This window comes from Micromonospora sp. BL4 (genome assembly GCF_003667505.1).
In the GTDB taxonomy this organism is placed as follows: domain Bacteria; phylum Actinomycetota; class Actinomycetes; order Mycobacteriales; family Micromonosporaceae; genus Micromonospora.
Genome location: NZ_RCVJ01000182.1, coordinates 1 through 18,474 on the forward strand (window position 1 = coordinate 1; position 18,474 = coordinate 18,474).

Consider the following 18,474-nt stretch of genomic DNA (forward strand, 5'->3'; position numbering starts at 1 on the left):
CGGCGGAGGCGGGTGTCGCCGTAGCGGACTCCGCCGAGCAGCAACCGCTGACCGACCGCGAGCCAGCCGCACACGCCCCGTTCCAGCAGCCAGAGGGGGGCCGCCAGCGCGGTGCTCGGCGGGAAGACCGTGTCGCCTCCGGCGCGGCGGCGGCCCAGCTCGGCCAGGGCGACGGTGCCGGCCGCCGCGCCGAGCAGCAGCCCGGGCCGGCGGGCCGCGACCGCCGTCGCCAGCGCCGGCAGGACCGCGAGTGAGGTCAGCAGGCGCGCCGGCTGGGCCAGATCGTCGTACGCCTGGCGGACCCGTTGGCCCCGGAAGTGCGCGGCGTCCGGCGGCAGCCGGCGTACGTACAGCCAGGCCGGCGCGGCCTCGCTGCCGCCGTACGCCCGCACGGTGCGGATCAGCTCCAGGTTCTCGAAGAGCACGTCCGGGTCGTACCCGCCCATGCCGAGGAAGGTGCTGCGGCGCACCGCCAGGGTGCCCGGGTAGTCCGCCCCGAGCGCCCGGTTGAGCAGCGTCCGGCCGGTGTCCCACCACGCGTGCCAGGGCAGCGGGGAGAAGTAGTTCTGCGGCCGGACCAGATCCACCCGGCCGAGCAGCCGGTGCACCGCGCGCAGCCCGGCCTCGTCGTACCGGACGTCGTCGTCGGCGATCACCACGTGCTCGTGGCCGGCCGCGCGGACGCCGGTGAGCACCCCGATCACCTTGCCGTTCAGCCCGCGCAGGGTGGGGTCGGGCGGGACGTGCCGGTGGACCAGCCCGCGCCACGCCGCGGCGTGCCGGGCGAAGACGTCCGGTTCCGAGCCGTCGACCACGGTCACCTCGACGCGGCCACCCAGCCAGCGCAGGTAGTCGGTCAGCTCGGCCAGGCCGGTGTCGACGGTCCAGCGCAGCGGCAGCACGTACGCCATCGGCAGTGGGGGTGGCGCCGTACCCTCCCGGCCGTGGCTGGGGTCATCCCCGGCGCGCGGGGCCTCACCGAGGTGCGGATCGTCGGATCCGCCGGCCCGGCGGGTCGGCGCGCTCACGCCAACACCGGCCGGCGGGCGTGCCGGCCGTACTCACTGGTGTGGAAGAGCAACGGTGCCTCCCGGACAGGCGGTGGTCGGCCGCCGGGCGGTCGGCCGCCCGCAGCACGTGCCCGCGATCCGGCCGGTCAAACCGGTACGTCGTTTCGACGGACCGAGTCCGGGTAGCGCTGCCGGTATGGGTTGTCCGTCCCCGGACGCCCGGGTGGAGGAGACGAGATGACCAGCAACGGAACGAGGTGGGCGCTGCTCGGCGTCGCCGCGGCGAGCGCGGTCGGCGTCGGCCGGGCGGTGGCCCGCCGTCGACGCCGGCACCAGCCCGAGCGGCAGGACGGCTGGTACGTGGTGCGCCGCGGGGTGACCGTGGACCGGCCCCGGGACGCGGTGATCGGATTCTGGACCGACCGGGAGCGGCTGGACCGGGCGCTGGCCGAGTGGGCCACCCTGGAACAGCTCGACGACCGACGCTGGCGGTGCGTGAGCCGCGATCCGGGCGGTGGTGACAGCGGATGGCGGGCGGAGATCACCGTCGACGGGCCGGGCACCTTGCGCTGGCGGGTCGAGGACGGCCCGGTGCCGCAGGAGGGGCGGGTCGAGTTGACCGAAGCCTCGCAGGGCCGGGGCACGGAGATCCGCGCCGAGCTGCGCTACCGCTCCGGTCGACTGCGCCGGGTGGTCGGCCTGGCCGGCGGCCACGAACCGGATCTGGCCCTGCGGGACGCGCTGCGCCGGGTGAAGTCGCTGATCGAGTGCGGCCAGGTGATCGACACCCGGCGCGACCCGTCCGGCCGGAGCCCGGCCCAGGAGAAGGCGACCGACCGGATGCGGGAGAAGCTGATGACGGGAGGACGGGCGTGAGGGCGCTCTGCTGGGAAGGCGTCGGCAAGCTGGCCGTCCGGGACGTGCCGGAGCCCCGGATCCGCGCCGAGGGGGACATCCTCGTCCGGGTCCGGGCCAGCAGCGTCTGCGGCTCCGACCTCCATCTGATCAACGGGTACCTGCCGGCGATGCGGGAGGGCGACATCCTCGGCCACGAGTTCACGGGCGAGGTGGTGGAGACCGGGCCCGGCGTACGGCGGCACCAGGTCGGGGACCGGGTGGTGGTCGGTTCGGTGGTCGCCTGCGGTGGTTGCTGGTACTGCCGGACCGAGCAGTACTCGCTCTGCGACAACTCCAACCCGCAGCCGGTGTTCACGGAGAAGCTCTGGGGGCACTCGCCGGCGGGCATCCTGGGGTACTCGCACGCCGCCGGCGGGTACGCGGGCTCGCACGCCGAGTACATCCGGGTGCCGTTCGGCGACGTCGGTGCGTTCGGCGTACCCGACGGGGTGCCGGACGACTCGGTGGTCTTCGCCTCCGACGCGATGCCCACCGGCTGGATGGCCGCGGACTTCTGCGGACTGACCGGCGGCGAGGTGGTCGCCGTCTGGGGCGCCGGTGGGGTCGGTCAGATGGCGGCCCGGTCCGCGCAACTCCTCGGTGCCGAGCGGGTCATCATGATCGACCGTTTTCCGGACCGGCTGGCCACGGCGGCCGACCGGGTCGGCGTCGAGACGATCAACTACGCGGAGACCGACGTGCTGGAGGCGCTGCGGGAGTTGACCGCCGGGCGCGGGCCGGACGCCTGCATCGAGGCGGTGGGCATGGAGTCGCACGACGTCGGGCCGACCTACGCGTACGACCGGGTGAAGCAGTCGGCGCGGTTGCAGACGGACCGGCCCACGTCGGTCCGGCAGGCGATCATGGCCTGCCGCAAGGGCGGCACGGTGAGCATCGTCGGCGTCTACGCCGGTCTGATCGACAAGTTTCCGCTCGGCGCGGCGATGAACAAGGCCCTGGTGCTGCGGATGGGGCAGATGCACGCGCAGCGTTACATCCCGATGCTGCTCGACCGGATCGCCGCCGGTGAGATCGACCCCGGCTACCTGGCCACCCATCCGCTCCCCCTGGAGCAGGGCGCGCGCGGCTACGAGCTGTTCGAGAAGAAGCAGGACGGCTGCCTCCGCAGCGTCCTGCACCCCTGACCGCCGGCTGGACCGCACCCCGCCCCGCCGCTCACCAGCACGATCGGCGGGGCGGCGGGTCAGGCGGTGCGGCGGACGTTGGTGAGGGTGAGGCCGGTGGGGGGTAGTGCCGGCATCCGGCGCAGGTCCAGGGCCAGGTCCTGGGGCGGCACCTCGTAACGCATGGCGCTGGTCAGGTTGGTGACCGCCCGCTTCATCAGGTCGATGGTGATCCACTCGCCGGCGCAGCGGTGTCCGGTCCAGTGGTCGCCGCCGCCCTGCGGGATCAGTTGGAACGGGTCCACGGTACGGCCGGCGAAGCGCTCCGGGCGGAACAGCTCCGGCTCGGGCCAGAGCGCGGGGTGATGGTTGGTGCCGTACAGGTCGAGGAGCACCCGTCGCCCTCGCGGGAAGTGGTGGCCCTGCCAGTCGAACGAGCGACGGACCTGGGCCGCGGCGGTCGGGAAGAACGGGTAGTACCGGCGTACCTCCTGGACGAACTGCTCAGTGGCCGCGTCGTCGTCGCGGACCCGTTGCCGCCAGGCGGGATGGTCGTGCAGGGCGAGCGCGGCGAAGACGATGAACCGGTCCACGGCGACCGTCGGACGCAGCACGTTGAGCAGCTCCACCGCGGCGATCCGGCGGGGGAGCAGCCTGCCCCGCGCGTCGCGGTGCTCGGCGATCACCTTCAGCGCGCTGCCGGCGGGAGGCGGGGAGATCCCGGTCCGCGCCCGGTCGACGATGCCGGCGATCCAGCGTTCGGCCCGGCGGCGGGCGAGCAGGCCCCGCCAGTGCCGGGGGCCGACCAGCGCCGGGGCTTCGATCATGGCGTGCAGCTCGACGGTACGGCGGTCGACCTGTGACTCGGCCAGCGGCACTCCGGCCCAGGCGCAGACCACCCGGGTCAGCAGCCGACCCAGCTCGTCGTAGAGCGTCACCGGCGCGGCGGCCTCCCAGGCCGGAATCCGGGCCCGCCACTCGTCGTCGAAGAGCTGCCCGAGCTGCCGGATGGCGACCGGTGTCATGATCGACATGAGCATGGCCTTGCGGTCCCGGTGCTCCGACCCGTCCAGCCCCTGTACGCCGCCCCGGCCGGTCAGTGTCCGCTGCACCCGCAGCGGCATCGCCGCGCGCCGCTGGAAGCGCTCGGCGTCGTAGAACAGCGTCGCGGCCGGCCGGCCGCGCAGGCAGATGGTCGGAGCCAGCAGGATCCGGGTCTGGAAGATGTCGCTGCCGTACCGGTCGCAGCGCTCCCCGATGAACCGGTAGCCGGCGCGGAGAAACGCGAGCGTGCTGTCCGGGCTGCGGTCGGCCGGCATGGTCGCCATCGGGTCTCCTCACGTGCGGATGCGGCCGGTCTGCTCGTCCGGGTGCGTCTACCCAGGTCGGGGCTCCTGAATCGCGGCACCGGCATCGGTCGTGCGCCGGCCGGCGGGTGCGGCGTGGCCCGGCCACCGGATCGGCGTCCGCTGGCCCCTCCCACCGGCGCGGGAACCTGGTTGAGTTCCGGGTGAGTGGTCGCCGGCGACGGGGGCCGGGGCGGCTGGGGCCGATGGTGCGGCCGGGTCGCGACAAGGAATCACGGGGAGGGCGGATGCGGGACAACAGATCGCCGCACTGGCGGCAGCGGCGGGCGGTCGGCGGCCTCGGCGCGGGTCGGAGTCGCGACCCGGGGGCGCTGATCGGGCCGCCTCGGCGGCCCACCCGGCCGCACCGGTTCTTCACGGTGCACCTGGGCTTCACGGCGGCCGGCATGGCCGACGCCCGCGAGCTGGCGGTGACGTATGCGGAGGCGCTGAGCCTGCTCCGCCCGGAGCTGGCGCTCGGCGCGGCGGCCCTGTCGCCGGCCGATGCCTGGCACCGGGCCGAGCGGCTGTTCTGCGGAGCGGTCGGCCCGGACGGCGAGCGCTGCGTCGACGTGGCCGAGCACCCGGGTTTTCACCACGCCCCGGGCCCCGGCGGCCTCGGCTGGGGCGACGGTGACGGCGATGGCTGACCGGTCGCCCACGGCCCGCCCCGCGTCTGCGAGGTGGAGGTGTCGCGGGCATCGGGACACCTCCACCTCGCCGAGCTGGTGCCGGCACGCTGCCGGCCGGCGTCGTCAGTCCAGGTCGAACTCGCCGTCCTGCGCGCCGGCGACGAACGCGTCCCACTCGGCCTGGGTGAAGACCAGCACCGCCCCCTCCGGCTCGGCGGAGTTGCGCATCCCGATCAGGTCGTCGACGAACGCGACCTCGACGGCGCTGTCGGAGGTGTCCCCGTCGGCCCGCTGCCAGACCGCCCGCGAGAGGTCGAAGTCGCCCTTGGGGTGCTGCGCCATGGTTCTTTCCTCCAGTGCCGAGGGTCGTGTGGTGACCGCGTGCGGATCCCCATCGGGCAGGATAAGCGGATGCCGAGCCTGACCCGTGTAGAGGCGACCGCGCGTGGCGCGGCGATTACTGTCGAGTCCTATCAGGTGGACCTCGACCTGACCGGTGGCGGCGAGCTGTTCCGCTCCCGCGTCGAGATCCGGTTCCGGGCGACCCCCGGCACCGCGACCTTCGCCGAGGTCAAGCCCGCCACCCTCCTGGCGGTACGCCTCAACGACCGCGACGTCGACCCCGGCGTCCTGAGCGACAACCGGCTCCCGCTGACCGACCTGGGCGCGGAGAACACCCTGGTCGTCGAGGCGGAGATGACGTATTCCAACAGCGGGGAGGGCATGCACCGCTTCGTCGATCCGGCCGACGGCGAGACCTACCTCTACGCGGTGACCTTCCTCGACAACGTGCAGCGCATCTTCGCCGCCTTCGACCAGCCCGACCTGAAGGCCACCTTCACCCTGGCGGTCACCGCCCCACCGGAGTGGACGGTCGCCAGCAACGCCGAGGTGGCCGCCAACCCGGCCCCCGGGCGGTGGGAGTTCGCCCCCACCGAGCCGCTGGCCACGTACTTCTTCTCGCTGATCGCCGGGCCGTACCACGTGCGGCGGGCCGAGCACGACGGCGTGCCGCTGGGCATCTACTGCCGCCGGTCGCTCGCCGAGCACCTGGACGCCGACGCCGAGGAGATCTTCACCATCACCCGGCAGTGCCTGGACCGGTTCCACCAGCTCTTCACCGAGCGCTACCCGTTCGGCAAGTACGACCAGGCGTTCGTGCCGGAGTTCAACGCCGGCGCGATGGAGAACCCGGGCATCGTCACCTTCCGCGACGACTACGTGTTCCGCTCGGCGGTCACCGACACCCAGCGGGAGCTGCGGGCCACCACCATCGCCCACGAGATGGCGCACATGTGGTTCGGCGACCTGGTCACCATGCGCTGGTGGGACGACCTGTGGCTGAACGAGTCCTTCGCGGAATACCTGGGCACCCGGGTCACCGCCGAGGCGACCCGCTTCGACCAGGCGTGGACCACCTTCGCCATGCGCCGCAAGGCCTGGGGGTACGCCGCCGACCAGCGCCCCTCCACGCATCCGGTCGCCCCGGAGGAGGTGGCCGACACCGACGAGGGCCTGCTCAACTTCGACGGCATCTCGTACGCCAAGGGCGCCAGCGTGCTGCGGCAGCTGGTCGCGTGGCTCGGTGACGAAGCGTTCCTCGCCGGCCTGAACGCGCACTTCGCCGCGCACCGCTTCGGCAACGCCACCCTCGCCGACCTGCTGGCCAGCCTCTCCGCCGCCAGCGGCCGGGACCTGTCCGGCTGGGCCGAGCTGTGGCTGCGGCGGGCGCAGGTCAACACGTTGCGCGCCGAGGTCGCCGTCGACGCCGACGGCCGCTACACCGAGGTGGCCGTGGTGCAGACCGCGCCCGAGTCGCACCCGGTGCTGCGTCCGCACCGGATCGGCGTGGGCCGCTACTCGGCGGACGGCACCGTGGAGCGCGACGAGGTGGATCTCGACCCGGCCGCCGACGGCGGGCGGACCGTGCTCGACGGGCTGACCGGCGCTGCGGCGGCCCGGCTGCTGCTGCCCAACGACGGCGACCTCACCTTCGCCAAGGTGCGCCTCGATTCGGCCTCGGCGGACGCCGTGCCGCTGGTGCTGCCCGGGTTGGCCGACCCGCTGGCGCGGGCGGTGCTCTGGAGCGAGGCGCTGGACGCGGCGACCGACGGCGAGCGGCCCGTGAGCGGCCTGGTCGAGCTGATGGTCGCGGCGCTGCCGGCCGAGACCGAGGTGATCATCGCGGAGGACGTGCTCACCCTCAGCCGGTCCCTGGTCGACCGCTACCTCGACCCGCTGGCCCGGTCCGCGGCGCTGGCCCGGGTCGCCGGGGCGTGCCGCCAGTTGCTCGACGGCGCGCCAGCGGGGGAGTCGTTGCAGCTCGCCGCCGCGCGGGGCTGGATCGCCGCGACCACCGACGCGGATCTCCTCACCGGCTGGCTCGCCGGCCGCGACGTGCCGGCCGGCCTGAAGGTCGACGCCGAGCTGCGCTGGGCGGTGCTGCGCCGGTTGGTGGTGCTGGGCGCGGCCGGCGAGGCGGAGATCGCCGTCGAGGCGGCCGCCGACCCCAGCTCCACGGGCGCGGAACGGGCCGCCCGCTGCCGGGCCGCCCTGCCCGACCCGGCCGCGAAGCAGGCGGCGTGGGAGATCATCGTGGGGGACACCGAGCTGTCCAGTCGGCTGCTGGAGGCGACCGCCGAGGGCTTCTGGCAGCCCGAGCAGGCCGAGCTGACGGCGGCGTACGTCGAGCGGTACTTCGCGGACATGCCGGCGGCCGCGCGTCGTCGTACTCCCTGGACCGCCGACCGGGTGGCCGCTCTGGCGTTCCCCCGCTACGCCGTGGCGCAGCCGACCCGGGAGGCGGCCGCGGCGCTGCTGGCCCGCGACGACCTGACCCCCGGCCTGCGTCGGGTGGTCACCGACGCCGACGACGACCTGCGCCGCGCGCTGGTCGCCCGGACGGCGGTGGCCGCCGCGGCGGCCTGAGACCGGCAGGCGCGGGGTGGCTGGCGGGCCACCCCGCGCTCCGGCTCAGCGCAGCGCCGGTTCCGTCGTGACCGGGGCGTCCCAGTCGATGACGTAGCGCTGCTCGCCGGCGACCGTCTTCTCCGGGTCCATCGCGGTGCGCACCAGCAGCGGCATGAGCAGCGGCATCAGCGTCCGGGCGACCGGCCCCGGCGCCTTGGCGTGGTTGATCCGCGCCGCTCGGGCGGCGACCTTCTCCACCCTCGCGCGGCGCAGCCGCTCGAACGCGGTGAACGCCGATGCCACGTCCGGCAGGTCACGCAGGCAGCGGGCGAGTTGCACCGCGCTCTCAATCGCCAGTGACGCGCCCTGACCGGAGCTGTTCGACGGGGCGTGCGCCGCATCGCCGAGCAGCACCATCCGCCCCCGGTGCCAGTGCGGCACGGGCGGCATGATCTGCAACGAGCCGACGACCTGGAGTTCGTCGGCGCTGCTGGTCGCCATCAGCTCCCGGCCCGGATCGTCGTCGCCGTAGGTGGTGCGCAGCGTGTCCAGCCACCGCGCCGCCGACACCGCACGGGCTTCGACCAGGCTCAACGGCCGTTGGTGCGGCAGGTTGGCGCCCCAGCGGGTGCCACCACCGGGCTCCGGCCAGTACAGGTAGTAGCCGCGTCGCCCGAACGCGAAGGTCATCGTGCCCGGCTCGGCGTCCACCTCGTGTCGGGCCACCGCCTCGAAGCCGAGCAGCCCGGTGAACCGGGGGCCGGGCGCGGCCGGGTCGATGAGACCGCGGACGGTCGAGCGGATGCCGTCGGCGCCGACCAGGATGTCGGCGGTGGCGGTGCTGCCGTCCTCGAAGCGGGCGGTCACGCCGCTGTCGGTCTGCTCGGCGGCGACCAACCGCCTGCCGTACGCGAACGGGACGCCCTCGGCGACCGCCCGGTCGTGCAGCACCCGGTGCAGCTCGGCCCGGTGCACCACCCGCAGTGGCGGCACCCCGGCCAGCGTGGGCAGGTCGATGCGGCGGCGGCCGACGGCCATCACGGTGCGCTCGATCGGGGTCGCGATGGCTGTCACTGCCTCGTCCGCGCCAACCGTGCGCAGGGCGGCCACGCCGTTGGGCGCGAGCGCGAGGGTGCCGCCGATGCCGCCGGCCCCGCTGGCGCTTTCGGGGTACGCCTCGTGGACGGTGGCGGTGATGCCGGCGCGGTGCAGCGCGAGCGCCGTCACCGGACCGGCGATGCCGCCGCCGATGACGATCGCGGTTCGTACCGTGGTCATGCTCTCTCCCTGGGGTGTCGTCGGTGCGTGCGCGTGCGACCGACCTGGGAGGGAGCGCGGTTATCCTCGTGGTTGCCGCTTCGGGCCGGGCGCCTTCCCAGGTGTCGGTTCGAGGTAAGGGCTCCGGCGGGGTGTTGGCGCACCCCGCCGGAGCCGTCCGTCAGTCGGGGGTGTCAGGGGCCGGGGTGCTGGTCCTCTCCGCCAGCTCGGTCAGCTCCGCCGGCATCTCGCCGGTCTCGTGGAAGGCCCGCCAGGTGTCCAGACCCGGGTAGCTGCCCGAGGTCAGCTCGGCGAGCAGGGCCCGCAGCCAGGCGGCTTCGGCGGTCCGCATGGCCAGGTCGTACTCCGACTCCACCAGGAACAGCCGCGGGATCTCCCGCAGGTGCGCGTCGAGGGTGTCCCGGTCCTGGCGGATCGCGTCGTCGAGCAGGTCGAGCCGCTGCCGCAGCAGGGCGGTGGCCTCGTCGGGATGCAGCGCGGCGAGCACGGACAGGCCGGCCCGGAAGCGGGGATGTTCCGGCATCGGGGTGGAGACCAGCTCGCGGGCCCAGTCGACCAGCTCCGCCCGCCCCACGTCGGTGATCCGGTAGACGGTGCGTTCCGGGCGCCGGCCGTCGCGGACGCTCTCCACGGCCTCGATCATGTCGTGTTTGTCCATGTTGCGGATCACCGTGTAGAACGATCCCCACTTGAACTCCATGTCCTGGTCCTTGCCCCAGGCGCGCAGTGCGGTGGCGATCTCGTACGGGTGCATCGGCCGCTGGACCAGGGCGGACAGCACGGCCAGCGCCAGCAGGTTGCCGACCTTGCGCCGCTTCGGCACGGCACGCTCCCATCCTCGTCAGCGATTACTCGTACACGAGTATAAGCGCGTGTGTCGTCGTGCCGCGACCCTTTGCTGCGACCCCTCGCTGCGACCCCTGGTCGCGACTTTGTGCCGTGACCGCGTGCCGTGACCGCGTGCCGTGACCGCGTGCCGTGACCGCGTGCCGTGACCGCGTGCCGGGCCTGCTGCCCTGCCCGGGGCTGCCGGTCGTTCGAGGGTGATACCTGTGAGTCATATTTATGACCCACAGGTATCGCCCTCGACAGGGCGCTGCCCGGAGGTCGACGCCGGCCCGCTCAGGAGCAGGGCCGACTGGTCGCCGCCGTCACCCGTCGACGGGCCGAAACGGTGGGCCGCGACGCCCGGCCTACGATCACGGGGTGGAGGAAGATATCCGGCGGATCGGGATCATGGGTGGCACCTTCGACCCGATCCACCACGGGCACCTCGTCGCGGCCAGCGAGGTGGCCGACCGGTTTGGCCTGGACGAGGTGGTCTTCGTCCCCACCGGGCAGCCGTGGCAGAAGGCGGACGAGCCGGTCAGCCCCGCCGAGGACCGGTACCTGATGACCGTCATCGCCACCGCCTCCAACCCCCGGTTCCAGGTCAGCCGGGTCGACATCGACCGGAGTGGGCCGACCTACACCGTCGACACGCTGCGCGACCTCCACGCCGAGTACGGCCCCAAGGTGCAGCTGTTCTTCATCACGGGCGCGGACGCGCTGCAACGCATCCTGTCGTGGAAGGACCTGGACGAGATCTTCGAGCTGGCCCACTTCATCGGGGTGACCCGGCCCGGCTTCCAGCTCACCGACAAGCACCTGCCCGCCGACACCGTCAGCCTGATCCAGGTGCCGGCGATGTCCATCTCGTCGACCGACTGCCGTGCGCGGGTGGCCCGGGGCGAGCCGGTCTGGTACCTGGTGCCCGATGGTGTGGTGCAGTACATCGCCAAACGGCACCTGTATCAGCGCTGACCACGCCCGGTTCACCCCCATTCATGCGGCTAATCGACCAGAACTGACAAGTCGGGGCGCCGCCGGGTATGAGACGCTTGGAGGATCGCACGGTTGATCGAAGGAGAACGGTGACAGTTTCCGAACGCGCTCACGAGCTGGCGATCGCCGCCGCCCAGGCCGCCGCCGACAAGAAGGCGCAGGACATCACCATCATCGACGTCGGCGACCAGCTCGCCATCACCGACGCGTTCCTGCTCGCCGCCGCCCCCAACGAGCGTCAGGTGCTGGCCATCGTCGACGCCATCGAGGAGCGCCTGCTGGAGCTGCCGGAGAAGGCCAAGCCGGTGCGGCGCGAGGGTGAGCGCGGCGGCCGCTGGGTGCTGCTCGACTACGTCGACATCGTGGTGCACGTCCAGCACACCGAGGAGCGCGAGTTCTACGCGCTCGACCGGCTCTGGAAAGACTGCCCCACGATCCCGTTCGTCGACCGCGACCTGGTCGAGGCCGACGCCAGCGGGTCCGCCACGGCCGAATGACCCGGCTGATCATCTGGCGGCACGGCAACACCGACTGGAACGCCGCCAACCGCGTCCAGGGGCAGACCGACGTACCCCTCAACGAGCTGGGCCGCGACCAGGCCCGCGACGCCGCGCCGCTGCTCGCGTCGCTGCGTCCCGACGCGATCGTGTCCAGCGACCTGAGCCGCGCCGCGGAGACCGCCGCCGCGCTGGCCGCGCTGACCGGCCTGCCGGTCCGCACCGACGCCCGGCTGCGCGAGCGGCACTTCGGGCAGTGGCAGGGCCTGCACCTGACCGAGGTCGCCGAGCGCTTCCCCGCCGAGTACGCCCGCTGGCGGTCCGGCGACCCGGCCCCCGGCGCGGACCTTGAGCCCCTGCCCGACCTGGGCCAGCGGGTCGCCGCCGCGTTGCAGGAGGCCGCCGACGCGGCGCCCGGCGGCACCGTGGTGATCGCCACCCACGGTGGCGGCTCCCGGCAGGGCGTCGGTCACCTGCTCGGCTGGGATGCCGGCGTGCTGCGCAGCGTCGGTTCGCTGGCCAACTGCCACTGGACCGAGCTGCGGCACGACGACGTCCGGGGCTGGCAGCTGCGGGCGCACAACGTCGGCCTGATCGCCGTCCCGGCTGTCGCCGACGCGGTCTGAACGCCGTCCCGTTCCGACCGGCCCCCGCTGCCCGGCGCGCTCGCGCCTCGGCGTTCAGCGCCCCGATCGGCTAGCGTGCCGGGCATGCCCGTCGCGGTTGTCATCGACTCCACCGCCTACCTTCCCCCCGACCTGGTGCAGGCGCACCGGCTGACCGTCGTGCCGTTGACCGTCGTGCTGAACGGCGCGGAGGGGCTGGAGGGGGTGGAGACTCAGCCGGCCGACGCCACCCTGGCACTGAGCGGCCGGCGGGTCACGGCCAGCACCTCCCGCCCGGCGCCCGAGCAGTTCGCCCAGACGTACCGTCAGCTCCTCGACGCCGGCGCCGACGGTGTCGTCTCGGTGCACCTCTCCGCCGGCCTGTCCGGCACGGTCGAGGCGGCCCGGCTCGCCGCCGCCGACCTGGACGGCCGGGTCGAGGTCGTGGACAGCCGCTCGGCCGGCATGGGGCTCGGCTTCCCGGCCATCGCGGCCGCCACGGCCGCCGAGGCCGGTGCCGACCTGTCCGGCGTACGCGACGCGGCGCTCGCCGCCGTCGCCCGGACCACCGTCTGGTTCTACGTCGACACGCTGGAGTTCCTCCGCCGTGGTGGCCGGATCAACGCCGCCGAGGCGTTGCTCGGCACGGCCCTGTCGGTCAAGCCGATCATGCACATGCCGGACGGCTCGATCGTGCTGCGGGAGAAGGTGCGCACCGCCAGCCGGGGCGTGGCCCGGCTGGTCGACCTGGCCGTCGAGGCGGCCGGCGACGACGAGGTGGACCTCGGGGTGCACCACCTGGCCGCGCCGCAGCGGGCCGAGGCGTTGCTCGCCGCGCTCACCGAGCGACTCGGCGACCGGCTGCACGACACGTACGTCTCCGAGGCCGGCGCCGTGGTCGCCGCACACGCGGGCCCGGGGTTGGCCTGCGTCGTCGTCCACCGCAGGCCGGGCGGCTGAGCCCGGTGTCCACGTCGTGCGTGGTGACCGGCGGCGGCCGTGGCGTCGGCCGGGCCGTGGTGCAACGACTCGTGGCGTCCGGTGCCACCGTCGTCGTCGTGGAGCGGGACGCCGACGCGGTGGACTGGCTCGCCGGGCATCCGGCCGCCGACCGGCTGGTCGCGGTCATCGGCGACGCCGGCGACGAGCAGGTGGCCGAGCGCGCCGCCGAGCTGGCCCAGCGCTCCGGGCCGCTGACCGGCTGGGTGAACAACGCCGCCGTGTTCCGGGACGCCGCGCTGCACTCGGCGTCGGCCGACGCGGTGCTCGACCTGATCGGCCAGAACCTCCGCCCGGCCGTGGTGGGCGCCGCCGTGGCCGTCCGCCGGTTCCTGGCCGCCGGCGCGGGTGGCGCCATCGTGAACGTCTCGTCGCACCAGGCCCGCCGGCCGGTGTCGGGCGCGCTGCCGTACTCGACGGCGAAGGCCGCCGTGGAGGGGCTGACCCGGGCGCTGGCCGTCGAGTACGGGCGGCACGGCATCCGGGCCAACGCGGTAGCGCTCGGCTCGATCGCCACCGAGCGGCACGGCGACTTCCTCGCCGACCAGGAGCCCACCCAGGCCGAGTGGATCGACGCCGAGCTGACCCGGCTGCACCCGGTGGGCCGGATCGGGACGGTCGACGAGGTGGCGGAGGCGGTCGCGTACCTGCTGTCGCCGGCGGCCAGCTTCATCAACGGGGTCACCCTGCCGGTGGACGGGGGGCGGGCCGTGCTCGGCCTCGACCCGGAGGCCCGCTGACCTCGGTCGGCTCACGTGCGGGTCGTTCTCGCGTCAGCGGACACGAGCCCAGTCGACGAAGCGGTCCGTGAGGTTGGCGGGCGGGTTGCTCGGGTTCAGCGCGGCGAGATCGCGGGCGGCTTCCTGCTGAAGGGACGCCAGGTGGATCAGCAGGGCCGGGCGGTCATCGCGGTACTCGCCGAGGAGTCGCAGCTTCGCGGCCGAGCAGGGCCAGGCAATCCCGCAGGTACGGCAGCGCCACGAGGGCCTGATCACGGGGTGTTCCGAGCGGGCGATCATCCGCCCGCCCTCATCGGTGCCCGACGGACCGGCCGGCGGCGTTCGCGGACGACCGCCGACGCCTGCACCCACTGCGCATTCCGGGGCAGAAAGTAGAGGGTCCGCCGGTCCACCGCCATGCCGTCCGGCCCGAGCTGGTACGCGTCGATCCACAGCCAGCCGTCGTACGTGATCCAGTCCAGCACCCGGATGACCCGCGCCGTGACGGGCCGGACGAACTGCGGGCTTGCCGCACGGGTCAGGAGCAGGACGTCGCCGGCCTGAACCTTGCGCGCGGTCCTCGCGACCGCTGGCGGTGGGTTCACGGGCTTCGGCGGTGGCTCGTCGTTCGACACGGTCTTCCCCTGAAGGCTGGTGGGAGGGGCCGCCCCGGTGAGTGCTCGCCCGTGGGGGCGGCCCCGCTACGAACGCGTCCGCCGGGATCGGGTTCCCTGCCGGCCGCGCCGTCTACAAAGCACCTTGCCGAGCGCGACGGGATCAGTACACAACGTTGATGTATGGTGCCGAGATATCCGGGACGTCCTCAGGGGAGGCGGGATGAACCACGTACTCCAGATGGCGATGGCTGAAGCTGGGGAGACTGCGGAGAGCCTTGCAGGCCAGACCGGTGTAGACCCGAAGACGGCAGCGCGATGGCTCTCGCCAGGACGTGTGCCGCAACCTCGCCGACGCGCACAGGTGGCAGCGATCCTTGGACGGGACGTTAGTGACCTATGGCCCGATGTCCTGAGGCGACGCGAGCCCCAGTGGTTGCGCGAGTGGGTCGACTGGGAGCGGGAGGCGCTGGCACTGCGCTGGTTCGAGCACACCTGGATACCTGGAATGCTTCAGACCGAGGCGTACGCGCGGGCGACCCTCGCGGGTGAGGCGCTGACCACCGCCGAGGTTGACGAGCTGGTCGCCTCACGTATCGAGCGTCAAGCTGTCCTTCGCCGGGAAAGCCCGCCGCTACTGACGACGGTCATCTTCGAGGGCGTGCTGTACCAGTCGGCGTACGGCGACCGTGAGTTGATGCGTGAGCAGATCCAGCATCTCTCCGAATGTGCGACCCTCACCGCGGTGCAGGTGCACATCGTGCCCAAGGATGTCGGCATGTATCCGGGGCTTGGCGGCGGATTCATCATCGCGGAGTTGCCCAGCGGCGAGCACGTCGCTCACGTCGACAGTCAAGCGCCAGCGCAAATCCTTAATCAGACTGCGGCCGTTGCTACGCTCAGTCGTAGATGGGAGCGCATCAGGGGCGAAGCTCTCTCCCGAACCCAGTCTCTAAACCTGATCAGGGAAGCGGCAGGATCATGGACATGACCGGTGCGCGGTGGCGCAAGAGCACAAAGAGCGGCAACAACGGTGGCTCGTGCGTCGAGGTCGCCGACAATCTTCCCGGCGTCGTTCTCGTCCGCGACACGAAGGACCGCGACGGCGGAACGTTGACCTTCGAGCCAGCAGCCTGGCAGAGCTTCGTGAACCTGGCCAAGGGCATCGGCACCGTAGGTTGATCAGACGCATGCACAGGCCCGCTCGCCCGTCGTCCACGTCGACAGTCAGGCGCAAGCGCACGTCATCGATGAGCCGACCGAAATTGTTACCCTGAACAGACGGTGGGAACGGATACGGGGCGAAGCCCTTCCTCGTGCTCGCTCCCTGGATCTCCTGAGGGAAGCGGCAGGATCATGGACGTGACCGGCGCGCGGTGGCGCAAGTCCTCGAAGAGTGGGAACAACCAGGGTGACTGCGTCGAGGTCGCCGACAACCTTCCCGGCGTCGTCCTCGTCCGCGACACGACGGACCGCGACGGCGGAACGTTGACCTTCGAGCCGGCAGCCTGGCAGAGCTTCGTGAACCTGGCCAAGGGCATCGGCACCGTCAGCTGACCACAGACAAGCAGGAGCCCGGCCACCCGTGATGGGTGCGCCGGGCTCAACTGTTGCGAGGGTCGGTTTACTGCCGGGCTCGGCCAGGGTGAACGCGACCAGCTACCTCGTGCACCCCGACCGAACCGGATGGCGTTGGGTCTTCACTCCGGAAGGTGGGTGCGGAGGCTCCGCGTCAGGATAGGGATCATCACCGCCGCAGGGACGAGGTGCAGCCCGAGGAGGGCGGTGACGGTGGCGGTGTCTCCCCCGGAGAGGAGGGGCGGGACCAGCGAGATCGCGGTCAGCGACACTGCCGTCCAGACGAATCGTTCGGCGGGGCGAGCGCTCCAGCGAAGAAGAGCGACGGCAATGAGGATGCCCACGACCGAGAAGAAGCCGGTCACCACGGCGAACCCGGCCAACGGGATCGTCTCGCCACCATCGGGAATCTCGAAGTCGACGCCAACGGCCTCGGCGAGCGCGGCGGCGAGGGTGGTGACCACCATCGCTGCGAGCGCGGCAAGGAAGCCGGTGACCGCGAGCCCGCGGAGTCGGTGGGTGTGGCTGGTCCGGCCCGACGCCGGGCTCGCCACGACCCCGCTGTCATTTCTGCTGTCCATGTCGTTCCTCCATCGATCGGCAACTGGCGTACGGGATGTGTTGACTGGCGCGCGACGCGGGGTGACGATGCGCACCCTCGCCGTGCGACGGTCGGGGTTCCGCAGGGCGCGGACGCCGGTGCCGCGCAACCAGAACCCGGCGTCGCGGCCGAGGACCGGCCCGGGCTCGCCGTCGCGCAGCTCCAGCTGCACCCGCCCGCGGGTGACGACGCCGAACGCGTCGCGCCACTGGGCCGCGACCACCACGACACGCCCGCCGCCGCGCAGCGTGAGCGTCGGCACCGGGACTACTCCGTGCCGTAGGCCGGCAGGCGCTCCGGCAGCCCGAGTCGCGGGAACTGGTCGTTGTGGAAGATGGTGATCTCGGTGATCGCGCCGCCGGTGATGCGCAGTACGTCGATGGTCAGCGGCAGGTACGCCTGCTCCTGCTCGCGCCAGAGGTAGAACGCGATGGCGGGCTGGCGGTTCACGGAGGTGGGGACGGTGCGCAGGCGCCCCAGGTCCTCGAAGCCGCCTTCGGTCCAGTCCTGCACCACCGCGTCGCGGCCGACGTGCAGGCCCGGGGTGGGCGGCATCGAGCAGCGGACGTCGTCCCGCAGCATCGTGGCGAGTGTGTCGATGTCCGTGGCCACGCTGGCGTCGGTGAAGCGGCGCACCAGGTCGCGGGTCCCGGCGTCCTCCTCGCCGCCGGTCCAGTCCTGCCGCTCGGCGGGCAGGTGCTCCCGCATGCCTGCGCGGGCACGCTGCAACGCGCTGTTCACGGAGTTGACGGAGTCCCCGAGCAACTCTGCGACGTCCTTCGCGGGCCAGCCGAGCACGTCCCGCAGGATCAGCACGGCCCGCGGGCGCGGCGCGAGGTGCTGGACGGCGACCAGGTACGCCAGCTCGATCGTCTCCCGCGCGACGGCGACGGTCTCCGGCTCGTCCGCGTCGCCCGCGGGCAGCTCGTCGAGCAGCCGGTCCGGGTACGGCTGTAGCCACAGCACCTCGCCGCCGGTCGCGGGCTCCGGGCGGCGCTTGGCGAGCAGGTCGAGGCAGGCGTTGGTGGCGATCCGGTACAGCCAGGCCCGGAACGTCGACCGCCCCGCGAAGGTCTCCCGCCGCCGCCAGGCACGCAGGAACGTCTCCTGCACGGTGTCCTCGGCGTCCTCGAACGACCCGAGCATCCGGTAGCAGTGCACGTGCAGTTCCCGCCGGTGCCGCTGCGCCAGCCCCGAGAACGCCGGCTCGTCGACCTCGCCCAGACCGCTCACGCCCAGCTCCTCCAGCCGCATGTCCGCACTCATCACGTCATCCTTCCGCCTCGTCGTGTCCCGTCGTACGTGTGACGGGCCCGGGCGCGACAACTCATCACCGGGGCCTGCCGGCATGCCTGGTGGCGGTGCCGGCCAACCTGCCGGCGGTGCCAGCCATCGCCTCGGGCAACCGAGCTGGGAAGCTGCCGGCGCCATAGCAGATCCGGACTTGATCAGGGCGTTGTCCACAGTGGGTTCGGCTATCCACAGGGCGAGGCCACCGCACCCCGCCGCGCCGCCCGTCGCCATAGCGTCGCGCTGTGTCGCACGACGAGCAGACAGAGGTACGCCAGCGCCTGCGCCGGCTGACGGCCGCACCGGTTGGCGCGCCGCCACCCCCGGCCGAGGCGCCGCTCGTGGGCGTACCTCCTGGCGCGCTGCTGCCGAGGGCTGAGGCGCTGCTCGCGGGCGTACCTCCGATCGGCGCGCCGCCGCCGGGGGCTGAGGCGCCGCTCGCGGGCGTACCTCTGGTCGACGCGTTGCCGCCTCGGGCCGGGGTGCCGCTCGCGGAGCCGGAGGTGGACGTGCTCCCGGGGTCGGACGGCCGTGCGGCGCGGCTGCCGGG

Annotated in this window: 21 protein-coding genes and 2 pseudogenes; 14 read left to right on the forward strand and 9 right to left on the reverse strand. The window is 73.0% G+C overall.

Annotated features, from left to right (window positions below; genetic code table 11):
* Positions 1 to 1,028, reverse strand: a 1,028-nt coding sequence (locus EAD89_RS24695) for a glycosyltransferase family 2 protein (protein WP_233579087.1), incomplete at its 3' end; no start/stop codon positions are given.
* A 219-nt stretch (positions 1,029 to 1,247) separates the two neighbouring features.
* Here EAD89_RS24695 and EAD89_RS24700 point away from each other — a divergent pair.
* Complete coding sequence (locus tag EAD89_RS24700) at positions 1,248 to 1,886, forward strand: cyclase (RefSeq protein ID WP_121677380.1); 639 nt, start codon at positions 1,248 to 1,250, stop codon at positions 1,884 to 1,886.
* Complete coding sequence (locus tag EAD89_RS24705; RefSeq protein WP_121653654.1) at positions 1,883 to 3,052, forward strand: zinc-dependent alcohol dehydrogenase; 1,170 nt, start codon at positions 1,883 to 1,885, stop codon at positions 3,050 to 3,052. Before EAD89_RS24700 ends, EAD89_RS24705 begins: the two co-directional genes overlap by 4 nt.
* Positions 3,053 to 3,111: 59 nt before the next feature.
* On the opposite strand, the gene EAD89_RS24710 is transcribed toward EAD89_RS24705, so the two are convergent.
* Positions 3,112 to 4,359 carry a cytochrome P450 gene (locus EAD89_RS24710; RefSeq protein WP_121677381.1) on the reverse strand — a complete coding sequence of 416 codons (1,248 nt, stop codon included), beginning with the start codon at positions 4,357 to 4,359 and terminating at the stop codon, positions 3,112 to 3,114.
* 266 nt (positions 4,360 to 4,625) lie between these two features.
* On the opposite strand from EAD89_RS24710, the gene EAD89_RS24715 reads away from it, so the two are divergent.
* Positions 4,626 to 5,027 carry a hypothetical protein gene (locus EAD89_RS24715; RefSeq protein ID WP_121677382.1) on the forward strand — a complete coding sequence of 134 codons (402 nt, stop codon included), beginning with the start codon at positions 4,626 to 4,628 and terminating at the stop codon, positions 5,025 to 5,027.
* Positions 5,028 to 5,132: 105 nt separating this feature from the next.
* On the opposite strand, the gene EAD89_RS24720 is transcribed toward EAD89_RS24715, so the two are convergent.
* Positions 5,133 to 5,351: a DUF397 domain-containing protein gene (locus tag EAD89_RS24720; RefSeq protein WP_121653657.1), complete on the reverse strand. Its 219-nt coding sequence runs from the start codon at positions 5,349 to 5,351 to the stop codon at positions 5,133 to 5,135.
* Positions 5,352 to 5,420: 69 nt separating this feature from the next.
* Between EAD89_RS24720 and pepN the strand changes: the two genes are divergently transcribed.
* Positions 5,421 to 7,937, forward strand: a complete 2,517-nt coding sequence (gene pepN / locus EAD89_RS24725) for an aminopeptidase N (protein ID WP_121677383.1) — start codon at positions 5,421 to 5,423, stop codon at positions 7,935 to 7,937.
* 45 nt (positions 7,938 to 7,982) lie between these two features.
* Here pepN and EAD89_RS24730 read toward each other — a convergent pair whose 3' ends face one another.
* Entirely contained in the window at positions 7,983 to 9,197 is a 1,215-nt protein-coding gene (locus EAD89_RS24730; RefSeq protein ID WP_121677384.1) for an FAD-dependent monooxygenase, read from the reverse strand.
* 160 nt (positions 9,198 to 9,357) lie between these two features.
* The gene (locus EAD89_RS24735; RefSeq protein WP_121677385.1) at positions 9,358 to 10,020 is read right to left on the reverse strand and encodes a PadR family transcriptional regulator; all 663 of its coding nucleotides are present in this window, start codon (positions 10,018 to 10,020) and stop codon (positions 9,358 to 9,360) included.
* Positions 10,021 to 10,403: 383 nt separating this feature from the next.
* Here EAD89_RS24735 and nadD point away from each other — a divergent pair, with 383 nt between their 5' ends.
* The 5 genes from nadD to EAD89_RS24760 all read left to right on the forward strand — a co-directional run bounded on the left by nadD (position 10,404) and on the right by EAD89_RS24760 (position 13,862).
* Positions 10,404 to 11,000, forward strand: a complete 597-nt coding sequence (gene nadD / locus EAD89_RS24740) for a nicotinate-nucleotide adenylyltransferase (RefSeq protein ID WP_121653661.1) — start codon at positions 10,404 to 10,406, stop codon at positions 10,998 to 11,000.
* 110 nt (positions 11,001 to 11,110) lie between these two features.
* Entirely contained in the window at positions 11,111 to 11,518 is a 408-nt protein-coding gene (gene rsfS, locus EAD89_RS24745; protein ID WP_089019415.1) for a ribosome silencing factor, read from the forward strand.
* Complete coding sequence (locus tag EAD89_RS24750) at positions 11,515 to 12,144, forward strand: histidine phosphatase family protein (protein ID WP_121653662.1); 630 nt, start codon at positions 11,515 to 11,517, stop codon at positions 12,142 to 12,144. Before rsfS ends, EAD89_RS24750 begins: the two co-directional genes overlap by 4 nt.
* A gap of 84 nt (positions 12,145 to 12,228) precedes the next feature.
* On the forward strand, positions 12,229 to 13,083 hold the full coding sequence (locus EAD89_RS24755) for a DegV family protein (protein ID WP_121677386.1): 855 nt from the start codon (positions 12,229 to 12,231) through the stop codon (positions 13,081 to 13,083).
* A 5-nt stretch (positions 13,084 to 13,088) separates the two neighbouring features.
* On the forward strand, positions 13,089 to 13,862 hold the full coding sequence (locus tag EAD89_RS24760; protein ID WP_121677387.1) for an SDR family NAD(P)-dependent oxidoreductase: 774 nt from the start codon (positions 13,089 to 13,091) through the stop codon (positions 13,860 to 13,862).
* A gap of 33 nt (positions 13,863 to 13,895) precedes the next feature.
* Here EAD89_RS24760 and EAD89_RS24765 read toward each other — a convergent pair whose 3' ends face one another.
* The gene (locus EAD89_RS24765) at positions 13,896 to 14,141 is read right to left on the reverse strand and encodes a flavin reductase (RefSeq protein ID WP_121677388.1); all 246 of its coding nucleotides are present in this window, start codon (positions 14,139 to 14,141) and stop codon (positions 13,896 to 13,898) included.
* On the reverse strand, positions 14,138 to 14,446 hold the full coding sequence (locus EAD89_RS24770; RefSeq protein ID WP_121677389.1) for a hypothetical protein: 309 nt from the start codon (positions 14,444 to 14,446) through the stop codon (positions 14,138 to 14,140). Before EAD89_RS24770 ends, EAD89_RS24765 begins: the two co-directional genes overlap by 4 nt.
* A 232-nt stretch (positions 14,447 to 14,678) precedes the next feature.
* On the opposite strand from EAD89_RS24770, the gene EAD89_RS24775 reads away from it, so the two are divergent.
* The 4 genes and pseudogenes from EAD89_RS24775 to EAD89_RS24790 all read left to right on the forward strand — a co-directional run bounded on the left by EAD89_RS24775 (position 14,679) and on the right by EAD89_RS24790 (position 16,012).
* Entirely contained in the window at positions 14,679 to 15,446 is a 768-nt protein-coding gene (locus tag EAD89_RS24775) for a DUF5753 domain-containing protein (protein ID WP_121677390.1), read from the forward strand.
* Positions 15,443 to 15,637, forward strand: a complete 195-nt coding sequence (locus tag EAD89_RS24780; RefSeq protein ID WP_121677391.1) for a DUF397 domain-containing protein — start codon at positions 15,443 to 15,445, stop codon at positions 15,635 to 15,637. Before EAD89_RS24775 ends, EAD89_RS24780 begins: the two co-directional genes overlap by 4 nt.
* A gap of 22 nt (positions 15,638 to 15,659) precedes the next feature.
* A pseudogene (locus EAD89_RS30825) lies at positions 15,660 to 15,821 on the forward strand (Scr1 family TA system antitoxin-like transcriptional regulator); the annotation flags it as partial.
* Entirely contained in the window at positions 15,812 to 16,012 is a 201-nt protein-coding gene (locus EAD89_RS24790; protein WP_121677392.1) for a DUF397 domain-containing protein, read from the forward strand. The pseudogene EAD89_RS30825 and the gene EAD89_RS24790, both read left to right, overlap by 10 nt.
* Before the next feature lie 143 nt (positions 16,013 to 16,155).
* Here EAD89_RS24790 and EAD89_RS31155 read toward each other — a convergent pair whose 3' ends face one another.
* Together EAD89_RS31155 and EAD89_RS24800 are read right to left on the reverse strand one after the other, a co-directional pair.
* A complete protein-coding gene (locus tag EAD89_RS31155; RefSeq protein WP_121677393.1) occupies positions 16,156 to 16,896 on the reverse strand; it encodes a DUF6069 family protein in 741 nt (246 codons plus the stop codon).
* A 5-nt stretch (positions 16,897 to 16,901) separates the two neighbouring features.
* Complete coding sequence (locus EAD89_RS24800; protein ID WP_121677394.1) at positions 16,902 to 17,900, reverse strand: RNA polymerase subunit sigma-70; 999 nt, start codon at positions 17,898 to 17,900, stop codon at positions 16,902 to 16,904.
* 269 nt (positions 17,901 to 18,169) lie between these two features.
* Here EAD89_RS24800 and EAD89_RS30305 point away from each other — a divergent pair.
* Positions 18,170 to 18,474 (forward strand): annotated as a pseudogene (locus tag EAD89_RS30305) (hypothetical protein); the annotation flags it as partial.

Excerpts from the sequence above, each read along its gene's own strand:
- EAD89_RS24720 (WP_121653657.1), bottom strand. The coding sequence starts at position 5,351 with ATGGCGCAGCACCCCAAGGGCGACTTCGACCTCTCGCGGGCGGTCTGG.
- EAD89_RS24775 (WP_121677390.1), top strand. The coding sequence starts at position 14,679 with ATGAACCACGTACTCCAGATGGCGATGGCTGAAGCTGGGGAGACTGCG.
- EAD89_RS24700 (WP_121677380.1), top strand. The coding sequence starts at position 1,248 with ATGACCAGCAACGGAACGAGGTGGGCGCTGCTCGGCGTCGCCGCGGCG.
- EAD89_RS24730 (WP_121677384.1), bottom strand. The coding sequence starts at position 9,197 with ATGACCACGGTACGAACCGCGATCGTCATCGGCGGCGGCATCGCCGGT.
- EAD89_RS24790 (WP_121677392.1), top strand. The coding sequence starts at position 15,812 with ATGGACGTGACCGGCGCGCGGTGGCGCAAGTCCTCGAAGAGTGGGAAC.
- EAD89_RS24765 (WP_121677388.1), bottom strand. The coding sequence starts at position 14,141 with ATGATCGCCCGCTCGGAACACCCCGTGATCAGGCCCTCGTGGCGCTGC.
- EAD89_RS24750 (WP_121653662.1), top strand. The coding sequence starts at position 11,515 with ATGACCCGGCTGATCATCTGGCGGCACGGCAACACCGACTGGAACGCC.
- EAD89_RS24715 (WP_121677382.1), top strand. The coding sequence starts at position 4,626 with ATGCGGGACAACAGATCGCCGCACTGGCGGCAGCGGCGGGCGGTCGGC.
- EAD89_RS24800 (WP_121677394.1), bottom strand. The coding sequence starts at position 17,900 with ATGAGTGCGGACATGCGGCTGGAGGAGCTGGGCGTGAGCGGTCTGGGC.
- EAD89_RS24710 (WP_121677381.1), bottom strand. The coding sequence starts at position 4,359 with ATGGCGACCATGCCGGCCGACCGCAGCCCGGACAGCACGCTCGCGTTT.
- pepN (WP_121677383.1), top strand. The coding sequence starts at position 5,421 with ATGCCGAGCCTGACCCGTGTAGAGGCGACCGCGCGTGGCGCGGCGATT.
- EAD89_RS24780 (WP_121677391.1), top strand. The coding sequence starts at position 15,443 with ATGACCGGTGCGCGGTGGCGCAAGAGCACAAAGAGCGGCAACAACGGT.
- EAD89_RS24755 (WP_121677386.1), top strand. The coding sequence starts at position 12,229 with ATGCCCGTCGCGGTTGTCATCGACTCCACCGCCTACCTTCCCCCCGAC.